At 73.3% G+C, this 18824-nt stretch carries 17 protein-coding genes and 1 pseudogene; 7 read left to right on the top strand and 11 right to left on the bottom strand.

All coding sequences use genetic code 11. The features are described 5' to 3' along the window. Window positions 1-9: 9 nt before the first annotated feature. From ACIP84_RS03645 to ACIP84_RS03620, 6 genes are all read right to left on the bottom strand, one after another. Window positions 10-1188, bottom strand: a complete 1179-nt coding sequence (locus tag ACIP84_RS03645) for an acetylornithine transaminase (protein ID WP_401794045.1) — start codon at window positions 1186-1188, stop codon at window positions 10-12. Beyond that, complete coding sequence (gene argB, locus ACIP84_RS03640; protein WP_401794042.1) at window positions 1185-2216, bottom strand: acetylglutamate kinase; 1032 nt, start codon at window positions 2214-2216, stop codon at window positions 1185-1187. The genes ACIP84_RS03645 and argB overlap by 4 nt, the downstream gene beginning before the upstream one ends. A gap of 17 nt (window positions 2217-2233) precedes the next feature. Beyond that, a complete protein-coding gene (argJ, locus tag ACIP84_RS03635; RefSeq protein ID WP_401794039.1) occupies window positions 2234-3385 on the bottom strand; it encodes a bifunctional glutamate N-acetyltransferase/amino-acid acetyltransferase ArgJ in 1152 nt (383 codons plus the stop codon). Then, entirely contained in the window at window positions 3382-4419 is a 1038-nt protein-coding gene (gene argC, locus ACIP84_RS03630) for an N-acetyl-gamma-glutamyl-phosphate reductase (RefSeq protein ID WP_401794036.1), read from the bottom strand. The genes argJ and argC overlap by 4 nt, the downstream gene beginning before the upstream one ends. Window positions 4420-4673: 254 nt before the next feature. Beyond that, complete coding sequence (locus ACIP84_RS03625; protein WP_401794033.1) at window positions 4674-5408, bottom strand: hypothetical protein; 735 nt, start codon at window positions 5406-5408, stop codon at window positions 4674-4676. A 177-nt stretch (window positions 5409-5585) separates the two neighbouring features. Beyond that, window positions 5586-6224 carry a beta-glucanase gene (locus ACIP84_RS03620; RefSeq protein ID WP_401795650.1) on the bottom strand — a complete coding sequence of 213 codons (639 nt, stop codon included), beginning with the start codon at window positions 6222-6224 and terminating at the stop codon, window positions 5586-5588. A 276-nt stretch (window positions 6225-6500) separates the two neighbouring features. Here ACIP84_RS03620 and ACIP84_RS03615 point away from each other — a divergent pair, with 276 nt between their 5' ends. From ACIP84_RS03615 to ACIP84_RS03595, 5 genes and pseudogenes are all read left to right on the top strand, one after another. Further along, window positions 6501-7142 carry a TetR/AcrR family transcriptional regulator gene (locus ACIP84_RS03615; protein ID WP_401794030.1) on the top strand — a complete coding sequence of 214 codons (642 nt, stop codon included), beginning with the start codon at window positions 6501-6503 and terminating at the stop codon, window positions 7140-7142. A 102-nt stretch (window positions 7143-7244) separates the two neighbouring features. Beyond that, a pseudogene (locus tag ACIP84_RS03610) lies at window positions 7245-7391 on the top strand (SDR family oxidoreductase); the annotation flags it as partial. Between the two features lie 127 nt (window positions 7392-7518). Next, window positions 7519-8559, top strand: a complete 1041-nt coding sequence (locus tag ACIP84_RS03605; RefSeq protein ID WP_401794027.1) for an NAD(P)-dependent alcohol dehydrogenase — start codon at window positions 7519-7521, stop codon at window positions 8557-8559. A gap of 181 nt (window positions 8560-8740) precedes the next feature. After that, window positions 8741-10396 (top strand): FAD-dependent monooxygenase, encoded by a 1656-nt coding sequence (locus ACIP84_RS03600; RefSeq protein ID WP_401794024.1) that lies wholly within the window; start codon window positions 8741-8743, stop codon window positions 10394-10396. Between the two features lie 190 nt (window positions 10397-10586). Continuing rightward, window positions 10587-11309 (top strand): TetR/AcrR family transcriptional regulator, encoded by a 723-nt coding sequence (locus tag ACIP84_RS03595; RefSeq protein WP_355962842.1) that lies wholly within the window; start codon window positions 10587-10589, stop codon window positions 11307-11309. A 20-nt stretch (window positions 11310-11329) separates the two neighbouring features. Here the strand turns inward: ACIP84_RS03595 and ACIP84_RS03590 are convergent, their stop codons facing one another. After that, window positions 11330-11692 carry a hypothetical protein gene (locus ACIP84_RS03590; protein ID WP_401794021.1) on the bottom strand — a complete coding sequence of 121 codons (363 nt, stop codon included), beginning with the start codon at window positions 11690-11692 and terminating at the stop codon, window positions 11330-11332. Window positions 11693-11865: 173 nt separating this feature from the next. Here ACIP84_RS03590 and ACIP84_RS03585 point away from each other — a divergent pair, with 173 nt between their 5' ends. Beyond that, entirely contained in the window at window positions 11866-12555 is a 690-nt protein-coding gene (locus ACIP84_RS03585) for a hypothetical protein (RefSeq protein ID WP_401794018.1), read from the top strand. A gap of 127 nt (window positions 12556-12682) precedes the next feature. Here ACIP84_RS03585 and ACIP84_RS03580 read toward each other — a convergent pair whose 3' ends face one another. Both ACIP84_RS03580 and ACIP84_RS03575 read right to left on the bottom strand, forming a co-directional pair. After that, the gene (locus ACIP84_RS03580; RefSeq protein WP_401794015.1) at window positions 12683-14248 is read right to left on the bottom strand and encodes a polysaccharide lyase family 1 protein; all 1566 of its coding nucleotides are present in this window, start codon (window positions 14246-14248) and stop codon (window positions 12683-12685) included. 258 nt (window positions 14249-14506) lie between these two features. Beyond that, window positions 14507-14977 (bottom strand): DUF6924 domain-containing protein, encoded by a 471-nt coding sequence (locus tag ACIP84_RS03575; RefSeq protein WP_401794012.1) that lies wholly within the window; start codon window positions 14975-14977, stop codon window positions 14507-14509. Between the two features lie 287 nt (window positions 14978-15264). Between ACIP84_RS03575 and ACIP84_RS03570 the strand changes: the two genes are divergently transcribed. Continuing rightward, on the top strand, window positions 15265-15639 hold the full coding sequence (locus ACIP84_RS03570) for a VOC family protein (protein ID WP_231070499.1): 375 nt from the start codon (window positions 15265-15267) through the stop codon (window positions 15637-15639). Between the two features lie 61 nt (window positions 15640-15700). Here the strand turns inward: ACIP84_RS03570 and ACIP84_RS03565 are convergent, their stop codons facing one another. Together ACIP84_RS03565 and ACIP84_RS03560 are read right to left on the bottom strand one after the other, a co-directional pair. Next, the gene (locus ACIP84_RS03565; RefSeq protein ID WP_401794009.1) at window positions 15701-17002 is read right to left on the bottom strand and encodes an amidohydrolase; all 1302 of its coding nucleotides are present in this window, start codon (window positions 17000-17002) and stop codon (window positions 15701-15703) included. A 372-nt stretch (window positions 17003-17374) separates the two neighbouring features. Then, window positions 17375-18664, bottom strand: coding sequence for an amidohydrolase family protein (locus tag ACIP84_RS03560; RefSeq protein ID WP_401794006.1), 1290 nt, complete (start codon window positions 18662-18664; stop codon window positions 17375-17377). Window positions 18665-18824 lie beyond the last annotated feature (160 nt).

Genomic DNA, 18824 nt, shown 5'->3' with positions numbered 1-18824 from the left:
GGACAGGGCCTAGCGCGGGTCCAGGATCCCCGGCAACGCCGCCACCAGCTCCTCGACCTGACGTGCCGACACGGTCAGCGCCGGAGCCAGGCGCACGGTCCCGGGGCCGGCGGCGTTGACGAGGAAACCGGCCTCCTGCGCAGCCTCCTGGACCCGCATGGCGACCGGCTCGGTCAGGACGACGCCGAGCAGCAGCCCCGCGCCCCGGACCCCGGCCACCAGGGGGTGCTTCAGCGCCTCCACCCCGGTCCGCAGCAGTGCACCCATCCGTACGGTGTGCTCCAGGAGGCCCTCCGCCGCGATGGTCTCCAGGACGGCCGAACCCGCCGCGCAGGCCACCGGATTGCCGCCGAAGGTCGACCCGTGCAGGCCGGGGCCGAGCAGCTCGCCGGCCGCTCCGAACGCCACCGTGGCACCGATCGGAAGGCCGCCTCCCAGCCCCTTGGCCAGCGTCACCACGTCCGGGTCCGCCCCCGGCTCGGCCTGGTGCGCGAACCAGTGACCCGTCCTGCCGATCCCGGTCTGCACCTCGTCGAGGACGAGCAGGCTGCCCGCGGCGCGGGTGATCGCCCGGGCCGCCCGCAGATACCCCTCGGGCGCGGGGATCACGCCCGCCTCGCCCTGCACGGGTTCGACGAAGACCGCCGCCGTGTCCTCGGAGACCGCCGCGCGCAGGGCGTCGGCGTCGCCGAACGGCACGTGCGTCACGTCCCCGGGCAGCGGGAGGAACGGCTCGCGCTTCGCCGGCTGGCCCGTCACCGCCAGGGCGCCCATGGTGCGACCGTGGAAGCCGCCCTCCATCGCGACGACCCGCGGGCGCCCGGTCATCCGGGCGGCCTTGAAGGCCGCCTCGACGGCCTCCGCGCCGGAGTTGGAGAAGAAGACCCGGCCGCCCGGCCTGCCGAACAGGCCGAGGAGCCGTTCCGCGAGCGCCACCGGCGGCTCGGCGACGAACAGGTTCGAGACATGACCGAGGCGGGCGACCTGGTCGGTGACCGCCGCGACCACGGCGGGGTGGGCGTGCCCGAGGGTGTTGACCGCGATCCCGCCGGTGAAGTCCGTGTACGCACGGCCGGCCTCGTCCCAGACGGTGCAGCCCTCGCCGCGGACCAGGGCCAGCGGGGGAGTGCCGTAGTTGTTCATCATCACGGCACGCCAGCGGTTCCTGAGAGGGACGGTGACGGTCATGCGGGGGTCTCCCCCTCGTGCGGCGCGGCGGCCGGGGCGGTGGCCCGCGTGACGTCCCGCGCCTCGTCGGGCAGGACCGTCGTGCCGGGGTTCTCCTCCGTGAGGACGCCCCGGAGGACGGCGTGCGGCGTGCGTCCGTCAAGGACGTGCACCCGTCCCACTCCCGACCGCACCGCCCGCAGGCAGCCCTCCATCTTGGGCAGCATCCCGCCCGCGAGCCCGGGCAGCAGGGACTCCAGCTCTCCGGCCGTCAGCCGGGGGATCACCTCGGTGCTCCGCGGCCAGTCCGCGTACAGGCCGGGGACGTCGGTGAGCATCACGAGCCGGTCGGCGCCGAGGGCGACGGCCAGGGCCGAGGCCGCGAGATCGGCGTTCACGTTGTAGACCTGCCCGTCCGCACCGCGCGCGACCGGGGACACGACCGGGACGCGGCCGCCGGCGAGGAGGTTCCGTACCGTGTCCGGGGCGACGTCCACGATGTCGCCGACGAGACCGATGTCGACGGGCCGGCCGTCCACCCAGGCCGGGCGGCGTTCGGCGGTCAGGGTGTGGGCGTCCTCGCCCGACATGCCGACGGCGAAGGGCCCGTGGGCGTTGATGGCGCCGACCAGGTCCCGCTGGACCTGCCCGGTGAGCACCATCCGGACCACGTCCATGGCCTCCGGGGTGGTCACCCGCATGCCCGCCTCGAACCGGACCTCCAGGGCGAGGCGGTCGAGCATCGAGCTGATCTGGGGGCCGCCGCCGTGCACCACGACCGGGTGCAGGCCCGCCTGCCACAGCTCGACGACGTCCTGGGCGAACGACCGCCGGAGCGCCGGGTCCTCCAGGGTGCTGCCCCCGCACTTGACGACGACGGTCCGGCCCTGGAGCGCCTCGGACCACGGGACGTCCGCGGCCGGCAGGTCGACGGCGCCCGCACGTGCTTCGGCGCCCGCACTCCTCGCGGTGCCCGGCCGCCGCACGACGTCCACACGCGGCACGGAGTCCACGCCTCCCACGGCGGGCTGCTCGCCGAGCGTCCTCATTCTCGTACTCCCTCGGCTCATGAGCTGTAGGCGCTGTTCTCGTGCACGTACTCGGCGGTCAGGTCGTTGGTCCAGATCTCCGCGGACGCCTCTCCGGCGCGCAGGTCGACGGTGACGGTGATCCGGCGGCCGGACATGTCGACCTTCTCGCGGGGCTCCCAGGCCGCGCCGTCCCGGCAGACCCAGACGCCGTTGATGGCCACGTCCAGGCGGTCGGGGTCGAACTGCGCGTCGGTGGTGCCGATCGCCGAGAGCACCCGGCCCCAGTTCGGGTCCTCGCCGTGCAGGGCGCATTTGAGGAGGTTGTTCCTGGCGATCGAGCGGCCCACGGTCACGGCGTCGTCCTCGGACGCGGCGCCGACGACCGCCACCTCGATCTCCTTCGAGGCGCCCTCGGCGTCCGCGACGAGCTGGCGGGCGAGGTCGAGGCAGACGGCGTGCACCGCCTCGGCGAGGTCCCCGTCCTGCGGGGTCACGCCGGAGGCGCCCGAGGCGAGCAGCAGCACGGTGTCGTTGGTGGACATGCAGCCGTCGGAGTCCACCCGGTCGAAGGTGGTGCGTACGGAGGCGCGCAGCGCGGAGTCGAGCGACGCGCCGGCCGCCACGGCGTCGGTGGTGAGGACCACGAGCATGGTGGCGAGGCCGGGAGCGAGCATGCCCGCGCCCTTCGCCATGCCGCCGACGGTCCAGCCGTCCCGGGTCACCACGGCGGTCTTGTGGACGGAGTCGGTGGTCTTGATCGCGACGGCCGCGTCCTCGCCCCCGTCGGAGGTGAGCTGCTCCGCCGCGCGGGCGATGCCGGCGGTGACCCGCTCCATGGGCAGGGGTACGCCGATGAGCCCGGTGGAGCAGACGGCTATCCGGTCCGGGGTCGCCCCGATCGCCACGGCGGTCCGCTCGGCCATCGTCCGCGCGTCGTGGGCGCCGGAGGGGCCCGTACAGGCGTTGGCGCCGCCGGAGTTCAGGACGACCGCGGAGACCCGGCCGTCGGCGAGGGCCCGGCGGGTCCAGCGGACCGGTGCGGCCTGGACCCGGTTGGACGTGAGGACTCCCGCGGCGGCCGGTGCGGGGCCCTGGTTCACCACCAGGGCGAGATCGGGATCGCCGGACGCCTTGATGCCGGCGGCCACCCCGCTGGCGAGGAATCCTCGGGCGGCGGTCACGGTCACGGAGCCACTCCATTCATGGGCAGGCCGAGCCCTTCGGGCAGGCCGAGGGCGACGTTCATGCTCTGCACCGCGCCACCGGCGGTGCCCTTCGTCAGGTTGTCGATCGCGCTCACGCAGATGAGGCGGCGGGCGGCCGGATCGAGAGCCACCTGCACCTGCACCGTGTTGGATCCGAGCACCGAGGCCGTGGACGGCCACTGGCCCCGCGGTAGCAGCCGGACGAACGGTTCGGTCTCGTACGCGGCCTCGAAGACCTCACGGACCTCGTCGAGGCTCCCGTCGGCCACGTGCGGGCGCAGCCGTGCGGAGCAGGTGGCGAGGATGCCGCGGGGCATCGGGGCGAGAGTGGGGGTGAAGGACACGGTCACCGGCTCGCCCGCCACGAGGGAGAGGTTCTGGGTGAGCTCGGGGGTGTGCCGGTGCCCGCCGCCCACGCCGTACGGGGTCATGGACCCCATCACCTCGGAGCCCAGCAGCTGCGGCTTGGCCGCGCGGCCGGCCCCCGAGGTCCCGCCGGCCGCCACGACGACGACCTCGGGTTCCACGAGGCGGGCGGCGTGCGCGGGGTAGAGCGCGAGGGTGACGGCGGTCGGGTAGCACCCCGGGACGGCGATCCGCGTCGCCCCCTTCAGGTCGTCCCTGGCGCCGGGCATCTCGGGCAGCCCGTACGGCCAGGTGCCCGCGTGCTCGGAGCCGTAGAAACGTCTCCACTCGGCCGGGTCGCGCAGGCGGAAGTCCGCCCCGCAGTCGACGACCAGGGTGTCACCGTCCAACTCCCCGGCGAGCGCGCCCGACTGGCCGTGCGGCAGTGCCAGGAACACGACGTCGTGCCCGGCGAGCGTCTGCGCCGAGGTCTCCGTCAGCATCCGGTCGGCGAGCGAGGTCAGCTGGGGCTGCACCTGGCCGAGGGCGCGACCGGCACTGCTGTGCGCGGCCAGGGCGCCGATGTCGACTTCGGGATGAGAGGCGAGCAGGCGGAGGATCTCCCCGCCGGCGTAGCCACTGGCGCCGGCCACCGCGACCCGTGTGGTCATGTTCTTCCGTCTCTCCTGACGCGTGGGGGACGTCGGTGCACCGGCGGGGTGACAGCCCAGGTCGGCACACCGAAACTTAACTTAGCCTAACCTAAGTAGAGTTGTCGGCGGAACCGCGGAAGTGTGGCACCGCGTCAGGTGAGAGGTTTTCAACGACTCCGCGCCGGAGCCGAGTTGGAGGAGCCGCGCGAGGCCCGACGGGCCCGCCACTGGAGCCGAGTTGGAGGGGCCGCGGGAGGTGGGCGGCCCCGCCGTCAGGCCGGTGACCCCCATGCCGTGGTCAGGCCGTCCAGCCAGGCCGGCGGGAGTTCGGCCGCGTCCCACTCCTCGTGCAGGGCCGTCGGCGTCTCGGCCAGCCGCTCCAGCACGGCCACGCTGGTGGGGGAGTGGACGAGTGAGTAGCGGCCGTGGATCGCGATCGGGCTGCCCGGGCCGTACTCCGCGTACAACCGCTCCAGGTGCGCGTGGTGGGCGGACGCGAACTGCGTCAGCCGTCCCGGATATCCGGCCCGCTGCCGCGGGCTCATCGTGCGCAGCACCGCGCCGAGCACCTGCTCGGTGACCTCCGGGTCGAGGTCGGAGACATCGGCGAACGAGAGGTAGAGCGGGGTGACGGCCACCTTGGCCCGCTCCATCTCCGCCCGCCCGACGGGGGAGCGCTCGTCGGGGGAGTCGGCCGAGGGGCCGGTGGTGACGGCGCGGATCAGGGCGCGCTCGGCGACGTCGCCGAGTTCGTCGGTGACGGCCAGGGCGCCGTCGGACCAGCCCGAAGCGTAGACCTCCCCCTTCTCCCGCGGGGCGCTCCTCCGGGCCTCGGTGATCTCCGTGTGCGCGAGGGCGAGCGCGCCGGCCTCGACGAGCCCGATCAGCTCCTCCGCGTCGCCGGTGTAGACCCCCGCCCGGGCGAGAAGCTGGAGGAGGGTGGTCTTCGCGTTGAGCACGCTGGCCACGTCCAGCTGCTGCTGCCGTCCCTCGTCGGGGGTGTTCATGGGAGGGTCCTCCTCGTCGTACGGGCGGCACGGTGCGGGTGCGCGCAAAGCTCTGTTCGAGCCTACGCAACGCCCGTTCCTCCGGGGCCCGCATCCCCCTCCTCCCGCGCGCGTCGCCGACGATCCCACGGGTCACGGGCCGTCACGACCCGCCCCGTCGGCCCCCGTGCGACGGGGTCAGTCCCGGTACACGCGCAACTGCGCCACCTCGTACGACATCTCCGACACCCCGGGGTCCGGCGCCGGGTGATAGCGGCCCGCGCAGACGGACAGGTTCACGATGAGGTGTGCCCGCCAGGAACGCCCCACCCCTCGGCGGTCGTCGAAGACCCGCGCGCCGTTCACCCACCACACCACGTTGCGGGCGCCGAACTCGACCCGCAGGTCGACCCAGGCGCCGGGGCGGATCGCCGCGTTCCGGTAGTAGAGGTGGCGTCCCTTGACCCGGTTCGACAGTTCCAGCAGATCGGGGTTGTCGGGGTGGTACTCGAAGACGTCGATCTCCTGTCCGCCGTCGAGCCAGGTCCAGATGGCCGGCCACGCGCCCGTCTCCACCGGCAGACGGACCCGCGCCTCCAGGACGTCGTCGGCCCGCACCAGGAAGGCCTCGGCGCTGCCCTCCGTCGTGAGCAGCCCCGCATCCCACTTGCCGTCGGGCCGACGGGTCGCCCGGAACACCCCGGTCCTGCTGTACGCGGGGTCCTCCACGAGGTGGTCGAGCTTGTTGTCGCCCGGATTGGTCGGCCCGCCGCCCGGATAGGCCCAGGAGCGGCCGGCGACCCACTGCTCGGCGGAGGAGAAGTCCGCGTCGAGCACGACCCTGCCCGGTGTGCGGGCGGGTCCCCGGGGGCTCGTCCCGGGGCGGCTGCCTGAGCCGCGGCGTCTGAACAGCCGGTCGAAGAGGTCGGACAGCACGGCACACTCCCTTCGCGCGGGCCCGATCGGCCCGCCGACGATCTGCCCAGCCAGGCTCCGTCCATGCGAGTCATAGGGCTTATTGGCGATAAGTCGTCACAAGGGACGTTGTGCCGTGTGACACGGGAATCCGTTCCGAATGTCCCACTGGGACATTATTAGATGTACGGTGCACATATGAGTACGGAGCGAGGAAGCCGCATCCTGCGGCACGGCCCGAAGGGGACGCGGACCCGTGAGGCGCTCGGCGAGGCCGCGCTGAGGCTCGTCCTGGAGCGGGGACCGGCCGGGGTCTCCGTCGAGGACGTCACCGACGCCGTCGGCGTCTCCCGCCGAACCTTCAGCCGCTACTTCCGCTCCAAGGAGGAAGCCGCCCTCGACGGCTTCCGCGCCGACTGCGAACGCATCAACGGAGCCCTCGCCGCCCGCCCGGCGAGCGAGGCCCCGCTGACCGCCTACCGGGCGGCTCTGCGGAGCTGGCTCGCCGATCCGGTCTCCCCGGCCTGGCACCGCCGCGACGGGGTGCGGGAGATCCTCCGCCTCGCCGAGACCGACGCCCCTCTCCGCGCCGTCCTCCGGCGCGTCCTCCTGGAGGGCGAGGCCGCGTCGGTCCGGCTGGTCGCGGCCCGCATCGGCGCCGATCCGGAACGCGACCTGCGGCCCGCCGTCGCCGTCGGATCGGGCGCCGCCACGCTCCTGGCCGCCACCCGCGCCTGGGTGCTCGACGGCCCCCGGGAGGCGCTCCCCGCCCTGGTGGAGGAGGCCTTCGGCCTGCTGGCGGCGGAACCGCCGCCGGTGGAAACCCGTACGACCGCCTGAGGAACCCCCATGACCCACGCCCACACCCCGAAGCCCGGACCGCAGGGGCCCGGACCGCCGAAGCCCGGACCGCCGACCAACAGGAGTTCGCCGGCAAGGTACGGCTCCGCCGGCAGCGCCCCCTGCGTCGCGGCCGAGCACGGCGTCGTCGGTCTCACCAAGACGGCCGCACTCGCGTACGCCTCCCAGGGGGTACGTATCAACGCCGTCGGCCCCGGCTACCTCGACACGCCCCTCCTCGCCGGCATCGGACAGGAGGCGTCCCGGAGCGTGCGTCCTTCGTCCACGGCAGCCATCACCCCGACGCGGGGCCTACGCCGCCCGCTGAGTCAGCGGGCCCGCGGGTGAAAGAAGAGAAGCTCGAAAGGAAAGCGTCATGAAGGCACTGCAGTACCGCACGGTGGGCGCCCCGCCCGAGGTCGTCACCGTCCCCGACCCGGAACCCGCCCCCGGCCAGGTCCTCCTGAAGGTCACCGCCGCCGGCGTCTGTCACTCCGACATCGCGGTCATGAGCTGGTCCGCCGACCAGCTCCCCTTCCCGCTGCCGCTGACCCTCGGCCACGAAGGCGTGGGCACGGTCGCGGCCCTCGGTGCCGGCGCCGAGGGCATCGCCGTCGGTGACGCCGTCGCCGTCTACGGCCCCTGGGGCTGTGGCAGCTGCTCCAAGTGCGCCCAGGGCAAGGAGAACTACTGCCTGCGGGCCGCCGAACTCGGCATCAGGCCGCCGGGACTCGGCGCCCCCGGTGCCATCGCCGAGTACATGGTCGTCGACAGTCCCCGGCACCTCGTCCCGCTCGCCGGCCTCGACCCCGTCCAGGCCGTACCGCTCACGGACGCCGGCCTCACCCCGTACCACGCGGTCAAGCGCTCGCTTCCCAAGCTGGTTCCCGGGAGCACCGCCGTCGTCATCGGTACCGGCGGACTCGGCCACGTCGCCATCCAGCTGCTGCGCGCCATGACCGCGGCCAGGGTCGTCGCCCTGGACGTCACGGAGGACAAGCTGGCCCTGGCCCGCGCCGTGGGCGCGCACGAGGCGGTGCTGTCGGACGCCGGGGCGGCTTCCGCGGTCCGTGAACTGACCGCCGGACGCGGCGCCGAGGTGGTCCTCGACTTCGTGGGCGTCCAGCCGACCGTGACGGCCGCCGGCGCGATGGTCGCGGTCGAGGGCGACGTCACCGTCGTCGGTCTCGGCGGCGGCACCCTGCCCGTCGGATTCGGCTCCCTGCCGTACGAGGTCTCGGTCGCGTCCCCGTACTGGGGAACCCGGGCCGAGCTGATCGAGGTGCTCGACCTGGCCCGCGCCGGCGCCGTCGACGTCCACACCGAGACGTACAGCCTGGACGACGCTCCGAAGGCCTACGAGCGGCTGCACGAGGGGCGCGTCAACGGGCGAGCGGTCATCCTCCCGAACGGCTGAGCCGGGGGCACGGTCCGAGCCGGGGCACGGGTCGGGCCGGGGCGACGGCGAGCCGACCTCCGGGGTGCGCGGGAGCGTCCCGCGCACCCGGGGATCCCGGTTTCGGATACGCTGTATCCGAAACGTTCGGTCGAGGTGCGCGTACCCGTTCGCGCACCCGGGGCGGCGAGGAGCATCGGACATGCCGGAATCGCACGACACAGGCACCGCGGCGGCGCGCGCGCCCGACACCGCCGTCACCGTCATCGGCGCGGGACCCGTGGGTCTCGCACTCGCACTCGACCTGGCCCGCCGAGGGATCCCGGTACGCGTGGTCGAGCGCGACGAGAAGCGCTTCCAGGGATCGCGGGCCAAGGGCATCCAGCCTCGCACCCTGGAGGTCCTCGACGACCTGGGCCTGGCCGACGCCGCCCGCGCGGCCGGCGGCGCCTACCCGCCGATGGGCCTCCACGTCGGCCCGTTCACCAAGGCCTGGCAGATGCACGCCACCGCCCCGGACAGCATCGGCACCCCCTACCCCGACGTCCTCCTGCTCCCTCAGTACGCGACCACCGCCCTCCTCCACGACGCCGTCGAACGCCTGGGAGTGCGCGTCGACTTCGGCGCCCGCGCCGTGGAGATCACCCAGGACGAGGAGGGGTGCACGGTACGCCTGGAGGACGGCCGCGTACTCGGAAGCCGGTACGTGGTCGGGGCCGACGGCGGCTCCAGCACCGTCCGCAAGGCCGCGGGCATCGCCTTCGAGGGCACCACGGACGGGACCGACCGGATGATCCTCGTCGACGCCGTCGTCGACGGACTGTCCCGCGACCACTGGCACGTCTGGCCCCGACCGCGCGGGCGCAGCATCGCGGCGTGCCCCCTGCCGGGCGACGACGGACGCTTCCAGATCATGATCAAGATCCGCCCCGACGACCCCGTCGACCTCACCGGCCCGGCCCTCGCCGCCCTCCTGCGCCGCCGTGCGGGCACCTCCCTCACCCTGCGCGACATCAGCTGGACCTCGGTCTTCCGCCCCAACATCCGCCTCGCCGAGCGCTACCGCAACGGCCGGCTCCTGTTGTGCGGCGACGCCGCCCACGTCCACACGCCCGCCGGCGCGCAGGGGCTCAACACCGGTGTCCAGGACGCCCACAACCTCGGCTGGAAACTCCAGCAGGTCCTCGCCGGGGCCGACGACACCCTCCTGGACAGCTACGAACGGGAGCGGCGCCCGGTCGCTGCGCAGGTCCTGGGCCGCTCGACCGAGCTGTACGAGGGCCTGCGCCGCACCCGCCCCGGCGGGCTCACCCGGGGCCCCGACGAACACCAGCTGGGCATCTCGTACTTCGGCGGCCCCCTGGCCCCGGCCGACGCCCCCCGCACGGCGAACCTGCGCTGCGGCGACCGGGCGCCGGACGCGGCGCTGCCGGTGGCGACGCAGAGGAGGGCGGAGACGGCGGAAACGGCGGAGACGGCGGGAGTGGCCGGAAGGAAGGGCACGGCGGAGGCGATCGGGTCGGCGAGCCGCCTCTTCGACCTCTACCGAGGCCCGCACTTCACCGCTCTCGCGTTCGGCGCCGGTGCCGCCACGGCCCTCGACCGCCTCCCCTGGCCGCCCAGCGGTGTCCCGCTGCGCCGCCACACCGCGCTGACGCACACCAGACCGCGTACGACGGACGAAGCGGCCCTGCTCACGGCGTACGGAATCACCGAGGACACGATCGTGCTCGTCCGCCCGGACGGCTACATCGGCGACATCGTGCACACGGCCGACGCGGCCGGCGACGGCAACGGCGCAGCCGGCAGAGCCGCCTCACCCGGAGCCGCGGCGATCGCACGCCTGACTCCCCGCTGATTCCCCGCTGACTCGGTGCTACGGCGGGGCGGGCGCCCGGCACCCCCGCCCGGCACCCCGGGCCGGGCCCGCACCCCCGCTCGGCCCGTACCCGCACGACCGGTACCGTGTCACCGCACCACCGATGGCCGCCGGCAGCCGTGACGCGCAGGGCGGCGAAGACCCGGCTCAGCGAGAGAGGGCCCAGCGCATGGCCGCCACCCCGCCACCCCCCGGCAGCCCCGCCTGGTGGGCGGCACGCGCGAACCCCACGGCCCCGTCCGCTGCCGCCGAGCCGAGGCGCGGCCGCCCGTCGCTCGACACCGCGCACATCGTCGGCACGGCGCTGCGGCTCGTCGACGAGCACGGCACACAGGCGTTCTCCCTGCGCATGCTCGCCGAGGCCCTGAACTCCGGTACGGCCACGCTCTACCGTCACTTCGACGGCAAGGACGAGATCATGGCGTACGTCGTGGACCGCGTCCTCGGCGAGGTGGACGTGGACGCGCCGGCCGCGTCCTCCGACTGGCGCGAGGCCCTCACGGTGACGGCCCACGGGCTCCACGACACCTTGCGCCGCCACCCGAACACCCTGCCGCTGCTCATGGCGTACGTGCCCGTCGGCCCCCACGCGCTCGCCCGACGCGAACGCGTCCTCGCGGCCCTCCTGGACCACGGTCTGCCGGCCGATCTGGCCGCCCGTGCCTTCACGGCCGTCGCGCACTACGTCATCGGCTTCACCGCCCAGCAGTACGGCCCCGCGGCCGCCCCCGACCACGGCACCGAACTCGCGGCCTTCTACGGCGGACTCGACCCGGCGTCCTACCCCGCCCTCCTCCGGGCCGCCCGGTCCCTCACGTCCGTGGCGGTGGACGAGGAGTTCGAGTTCGGCCTCACCCTCCTCGTCCGAGGCCTCGCACACCTGGCCCCGTGAGGCCTTCCGCGGGACGAGCGTCACGAGACCATGATCGTCCAGGCTCCGACCAGCGAGGCCACGTACAGGACGACACCGATCGGCAGATGGACCCACGGGGTCCGGCCCCGTCGCCAGGCCAGCAGTCCGAGCCCGGCCGAGACGGCCGCCGCGACGCCGAGTCCGATCCAGGGCAGTGCCCACATCGAGAGCATGCCGAACGTCGTACAGACCGGGGCCGGGTCGTCGGAGGATCCGCAGCTGTCCGTCGCGAAGACGGAGAGGTAGAAGGCGAACATGTCGATCATCAGGCCCCCGGCGACCAGCACCGCGAGCGTCACCAGATAACCGGTGGGCCAGGTGCGCCGGGCCGTTCCCGGGGAGCCCTGCATAGGGAGGCTCATGGTTCCTCGCTCCGCGGTGCGTCGTCGTCGTGTGCCGTGACCACACGGTAGGAGCGCGGGCGGGGGCGCGGGATGAGCACGCGTACTCATGTCGGCCGTGGTCCCGACCGGACACCGGACGCGCGGGGCACCGGACGGCGCGACGATCACCCGCCGGCCTCGTTGGTCACGCCATGAACCACGTCCCGCACCGCACGAGGCGCCGACTCCGCCTGCCGGTCACCGGCCTCTCCGCCCTCGCCCTCCTGCTCGGCATCACCGGTGCGCCGGCCACCCACGCGAGCCCCGCAGGCCAGGACTGTCCGGCGGCGGAGATCTTCGCGACCGACAACACCACGGTCATCACGGACCCGGACGACCCCCGGCTCCGGACCCGGCTGACCCGTTTCGACCACGAGGTGCGTGCGATCGTCCGGGCCCATGGCGCCCGCCCGGCGGCCTCGATACTCCTGGACGGCGTCTTCTGGTCCGAGGCCGGGCGGCAGGCGACGTACGAGCGGTCCCGCGAGTTCGACGTGAACAGGGTCGGCCGCGACGGGCTCCGCCACATCGCGGGCGTCCTCGCCAAGGAGTACGGCCAGGAGGCCGTGCTCACCTTCCGGTGCCTGCCCAGGACGTCGCCGGAGACCGACGCGGTCGAGATCGAGGTGCCCGGCGTCAGCGTGCACCGGCTGAGCGAGGCGCTCGTCGCGGATCCCGAGGCGCGGGAGAAGCTCGGCGGCGGCTCGGTCACCCTCGACGGGCGGCTCGTCCTGGTCGCCGAGATCGCCGATCTGGATCTGGCGCGAACGTTCACGGTCTCCCTCGGCGCCGACTGGAACGAGGCCCGACTGAGTCACGGGGACCGGGAGTTCGTGAACTGACCGGGCGGCGGCGCGCGTGCGGCGCGCGGCCGGTCCGGGTCCGGGGCCGCACTCACCCCGAACCCGGACCGGCGCCGGTACCGCCCACGACGGGTCGGCGACCGGGCCCCGCCGGGTGGCCCGCCGGCTACCCGGCGTAGGTCTCGAACTCGGCGACGCGGGGGGTGCCGGTGGAGCCGACGATCTCGAAGGTGATCTTCCTGAGCGCGGTGCGGGGGACGGTGATGGCCCCGGCCCCGCTGCCGGAGGCGAGGACGGCTCCGGTGTCACCGTTGAGGACGCGCCAGGACCCGATGGCACCGGCGGACCCGGCCGCCTCACGGACGGCGATCGCGGACACGGTGGTGGCGGAGCCCCACTTGACGGACACGGAGCCGGTGGAGCCGGCCGGCGACCAGGAGGTGCTGAGGTCGCCGTCGCGGACGTTTCCGTAGCTCGTGCCCTCGGCCTTGCTGGAGCCGTCGGCGCCGGCCCCGAGGCTGAGGTTGCTGCCACTGGGGTCGGTCGGTCCGGGCGTGGGGGTGGTGGGGGCCGGGGTGGGCGAGGAGGAGGTCGGCGCCGGAGTGGGCGTGGGGCTCGGAGTCTGCGGGGAGCAGCTGCCGTCCGATACGAGAAGTCCCTTGCCGGCACCGGCTGTTCGGGCGACGACGTCCGGTACGCAGGCGGCGGCGTCGAGGGTGTGGGCGTACGGGACGGCGACCGTGGTGTTGGACTGCGGGTCCGGTCCCGCCGGGTTGTTCTCGGCGCTGCGCGCGGACCAGGTCACGTTGTCGAAGACGTTGCCGCCGACCTGCCAGTACCCGGCCGCGTCGGTGTAGAAGGTGCCCAGGACGTCCTTGGAGTCCTCGAAGTAGTTGTTGTCCACCTTGGCGCGGGCGCCGGCGCGGGAGTTGATGCCGGACTCGTTGATCCGCAGGTAGTGGTTGTTGTACATGTGGGCGGTGCCGCCGCGCAGCAGGGGGGCGCGAGAGTCGATGTTCTCGTAGAGGTTGTGGTGGTACGTGATGAAGCTGTTCGAGAGCTCGGTCTCGCTGGAGCCGACGAGGCCGCCGCGCCCGGAGTTGCGCAGGATGCTGTAGGACAGCGTCACGTACTGGGTGTTGTCCTTCATGTCGAAGAGCCCGTCGTAGCCCTCGGACTCGCCGCCCGAGGCCTCCAGGGTGGTGTGGTCGACCCAGACGTTGCGGACGTCGCTCTCCATGCCGATGGCGTCGCCGCCGTTGGAGAGGGGCGAGCCCGACTTCTTGACGTTCCGCACGGTCACGTTCTGGATGATGATGTTGCTGGACTCACGTATGTGGATGCCGAGTTGGTCGAAGACGGCGCCGGAACCGACCCCGACGAGGGTGACGTTGCTGATCTGCTTGAGCTCGATCACACCGGCGGCGGTGTTGCAACTGCTGCCGGACACCTTGGTGGTGTTGGCGTGGTTGATCGTCCCCTCGACCTCGATCGTGATCGGGGTGCTGCTGAGGGCCCGTGCGCAGAGGGCCGCGTGGATCGCGGTCCCCGTGGTGGCCCGCACGGTCTGCCCGCCGGCGCCGCCGGTGGTCCCGCCGTTCTGGGTCGCGTAACCGGTGGCGCCGCCGGTTGCCGCCGATGCCTGAGGCATCGACAACACCACTCCGGTAGCTGCCGCGAGGGCCAGGGTGGCCAGTGCCGCGTGGAGCCGAAGTGCGACTGGTCGTCTCATGCTCGCCGTCCTTCTCGTCTTCGAACGCTGGGGGTTGGTTCCTGAAAGCGGTGCTGTGCGGTGCGGTGCTGTGCGGAACGTCGTTCGGTGCGGAGGAAGCCGCGGAGGGGCAGGCCGATGCAGGGCTGCCCACAGAGGGAAAGAAAGCGCTTTCTTTCGGCTGGACGATAGGGCGCCCCCAGGAGCGTGGCAAGGCTCCGCGCACGATGTTCGGCGGACGGCCGCGTCTGAGCAGGTGACGGCTGCCCGCCGTGCCGCTCAGAAGGGCCGCAGGACCTGATCGGGTTCTGCCGAGACGGCTGCGGCGAACTCGGCGAAGCCCATGGTGCCGAGCATCAGGTTCACGTGGATGCCGTGCACGGCGGCGGGCGCGACTCGGAACTCCCGGGGCTCCGGTGAATCGGTGAGCTCTCGGTAGGAGACGGGATCGAGGTCGCCCTCGTCCTCCCAGATCGTCGGCATGGTCAGGAGTCCCCGCGCCGGTGACTCCCTCGTGTGGCGCTCGGAGAGGAAGACGACGCACAGATACGCGTCCTCGTCCACCGCGGCGAGGGCCTCGTCGGTGGTCGCTCCCGACCAGGCGGGCGCGTGGACCACCTGTACCGTCGAGGGGTGTTCGCCGGACGGGCCCCATGGGCGGCGCAGCTCCCCGACCACGGCACTCCACCGTTCGTCGTCGCTGAAGTCGGTCCTGGTGACGAGAGCGTCGAACGTGTCGGGCCCCCTCACGGCGGCGATACGGCGAGGCGGGCCACGCCGCGGCGTGGCGGAACGCCTCCGGCCCGGGTGTGCCGGGGTGAACTTCCGCTTGTCAGGCCGGGAATGATCAAGTAGCGTCCTTCGACGTGAACACCGGACCGGCGATTCGACGCCATGCACAGACGGGCCATCCGGTGGACGACTGATCGCTCCGTGGGTGCGTCGACAGCACCCCCACGGTTCGGCACGCGGACCCCCCAGTGCTCAGGCACTGCGACGAGTCCCCTTCGTGTCGAATCAACAGCGAGGTCATCCACATGGCAGTCACGTTCAACCACACCATCATCGCCGCCAAGGACCGCCACGAGTCGGCGCGGTTCTTCAGGGAGTTGCTGGAACTCCCCGAAGCGCCGTCCTGGGGCCCCTTCATCAACGTCCAGCTCGCCGACGGCGTGCTCATCCAGTTCGCCGAGCCCCCGGTGGACATCCAGATGCAGCACTACGCCTTCCTCGTCGACGACGAGCTGTTCGAGCGGGCGTACCAGCGACTCTGCGACCAGGGCGTCGAGCACTGGGCCGACCCCCAGATGAAGCGGCCCGGTGAGACGAACGACGAGCACGGTGGCCGCGGGGTCTACTTCAAGGACCCGGGCGGTCACGCGTTCGAGCTGATCACGCGGCCCTACCTGTAGGCCGAGGCCGGTCAGGCCGGCCGGGCACCACGCGGGTGCCCGGCCGGCCCTCGGCCCTTCCTCAGGCCAGGAACTCGCCGTCCCTGGCCACCACGACGCCGCCGTGCACCACCATGTCGCGACGAGGCATGTCCACGACCACCTGCGGCAGGCACTCGCCACGGACGAGCACGAAGTCGGCCGGGGCGCCGGCTGTGAAGTCCGCGTGCGCCAGGCCCATCACGTCCGCGCCGCCGTGCGCCGCGACGTCGTAGCAGTCCCTCAGCTCGTCGTCCAGGCGTACATCCGTCACCCAGCCGAGGATGTGCGCCCGGTGCATCATGTCGGCGTTCCCGAACGGGCTCCACGAGTCACGCACACCGTCCGACCCGAGCCCCACCCGCACCCCGTGCTCCCGCAGGCGCGCGATCGGCAGGACCAGCGAGTCGGACGGCGCGACCGTGGTCAGGGCGATGTCCTGGTCGCCCAAGTCGGTCGCGATCGCACCGAGTTCACGGTCCGTCAGGCCCGGAAGGCAGAACACGTGACTGACCGTCACCTTCCCTGCGAGGGACAGCGCCCGCGTGCGCTCCACGATGCCGCGTATCGCCTTCATGCCCTTCTCCCCGCGATCGTGCAGGTGGATGTCCACGCCCACGCCGTGGCGGTCCGCGATGCCGAACACGACGTCCAGCTGATCGTCGAGGGCGTTGTCGAACCCGATCGGGTCGATGCCGCCGATCATGTCGATGAGACCCTCGCGCGCCGCCTTCTCGAGGAGCGCGGCCGTCCCCGGCGTCCGGATCACCCCGTGCTGGGGGAATGCCACGATCTGGACGTCGAGGGCGTGACGCAACCGCTCGCGCGCCGCCGCCACGCCCTCCACCCCCGCCAGGCCGTACGCCGGAGCCACGTCCGCGTGGGCACGCATGCCGCGGGTGCCCCGGGACACGGCGTGCGACATCAACCCGTACGCCCGCTCGGCCACCGGGCGCCGCTGGCCGCGGAACAGTTCCACGTCCTGCGCCACGTAGTCGGCGATCGCGCTCGCCGGCCGCCGCGACACCCACGAGCCGCCCCAGGTGGTCTTGTCCGGGTGGATGTGCGCGTCCACGAGCGACGGCAGCGCGATCCTGCCGCCTCCGTCGACGACCTTCGCGCCGTGCGGCGCCGGGCGGTCCGAGACTCGGCCGTCGACGACAACGAGGTCCCTGGCCTTCGCCGCGCCGAACGGGCGGACGTTGCGGAAGACGACCGTCCTGGCCCTGCGCCCCGAGGCGCCGGAAGCCACCGCCTCGGCGGCGACCGGAGCCGCTGCCGAAGCGGGCACGGCCGTGGCGGCGGTGGCCGTGGCACCGGCCAGCGCCGCGGCTCCCGCCAGCATCGTGCGACGGGACGGCACGCCGGGGGAGGCCGGAGAGGACGAGCGAGGGGACGAGGGTGACTGCACGGGGGCTCCTAGTGGGGACGGGGCGGCGAGTTCGCCGTGGTGAGGGGAAGGCAGGCGGCACGGACCGCGTCGCAGGTCCGACGCGTCCGACGGGTCCGACGCGTCCGGCAGGTCCGGCGGGTCCGACGCGTCCGGCGGGTCCGGCCTGCCCGGCGGGTCCGACGTGTCCGGCAGGTGCGGCGTATCCGGCCTGCCCGGCGGATCCGACGTGTCCGGCAGGTGCGGCGTATCCGGCCTGCCCGGCGGGTCCGACGTGTCCGGTGAGCGGCGAAGCCGGTCGAGGGGGAGGGGGCGTCTCGGGCCGTGTCAGGCCGCGACGACCCCCGCCCGTACCACCCCCACCGGACGCTTCAGCACCGTCAGGTCCGACAGCGGGTCGCCCGACAGCAGCAGTGCGTCGCCCGTGTGGCCGCGGGTGAGGCGGCCCGCCGTGCGGGTGAGGCCGAGGAGACGGGCGGCGCCCGTCGTCGCCGTGCGGATCGCGTCGAGGGGTGACAGGCCCGCGGCGTGCATCAGTTCGACCTCACCGCCGATCGGGTCCACCACCCCGCCCGACGAGTCGGTGCCCGCGGCCAGCGGGACCCCGCGTTCGTGCGCGGCGAGGACCGCGCGCTGCAGGACCGGGAGGTACGTGCGTCCGCGCTCGGCGAGGATCGGGTCCGAGGACTCCGCCAGGCCGGCGATCGCGGTGAGGGTGGGCGTGAAGTACGTGCCCCGGCGCCGCATTTCGCTCAGCGTGCGCTCGCCGACGAAGGCGCCGTGCTCCAGGGAGCGGATGCCCGCCATGACCGCGTCGTGGCAGCCCTGCTCGCTGTAGCTGTGGCAGAGGACGCCCTTGCCGCGCCGCCGGGCCGCCGCAACGATCTCGGCCAGCTGTTCGCGCGAGTACACCTGAGCCAGCGGGTCCTGCTCCGGGAGCCCGGCGCGTTCGTTGACCCGGGTCTTGATCACGTCCGCGCCACGGGCGAGGTTCACCTCCACCATCCGCCGCAGCGCCTCCGCCGAGCGCACTCCGTCCTTGAGGCGGGCGAGCGGGGTCAGGTCGGGGTCGGCGAGCACGGTGTCGCCGAGGTTCGGCGTGACGAACACACCGGCGGCCGTCAGCCGTGGCGCGAGCGCGGGACTGTGCCGGGCGAGTTCGCGGACGGCTATGTCCTGGTAGAAGGCGGTCGATCCGCTGCGCGCGCTCGTCGCGCCCTTGCGGACGGCGTCGCGCGCCTCGGCAGCGGTGCTGAGGTGGATGTGGGCGTCGACCAGGCCCGGCAGGATCCAGCGGCCGTGCGCGTCGAGCACCTGGACATCCTGCGGCACGGTGACGGCGCCCCGGCGGCCGGCGGCCCGGACGGTGCCGTGCTCGATGACGACGACGGCGTTCTCGGTGACCTCACCGGTGGCCGGGTCCAGGAGGGTGCCGCCCTGGATCACCAGGTGTCCCCCGTGCGCGGCGGGGGCGCGGCGGCCGGCGGCGGCTCGGTGGTCTCCGGCGGCGGTCGCCTGTCCCGCCGCGGCCATGGTGCCGGCGAGGGCGGCCGCTCCGGCGAGGACGCCGCGGCGGGTCAGCTTGCTGGAGGGCGGCGGGATGGCTTCGACGCACACGGGTGCTCCTTGGGGGAGTGGGCCGACGGCTTCCCCGTTTTGTATACCAAGCTCAAGGTGGCAGACAAGGGTGATGATCCAGGGAATCGGAAACACCCGTTCCGGGACGGATATGCCCTAGTGGATGGCTACCTCGATGCAGGGAAGGATGTGCGATCGC

Origin of the sequence: Streptomyces sp. NPDC088707 (assembly GCF_044752725.1) — a bacterium.
In the GTDB taxonomy this organism is placed as follows: Bacteria; Actinomycetota; Actinomycetes; order Streptomycetales; family Streptomycetaceae; genus Streptomyces.
Note: the sequence above shows the minus strand (reverse complement) of the source record. Positions and strands in the feature narration are given on the sequence as shown.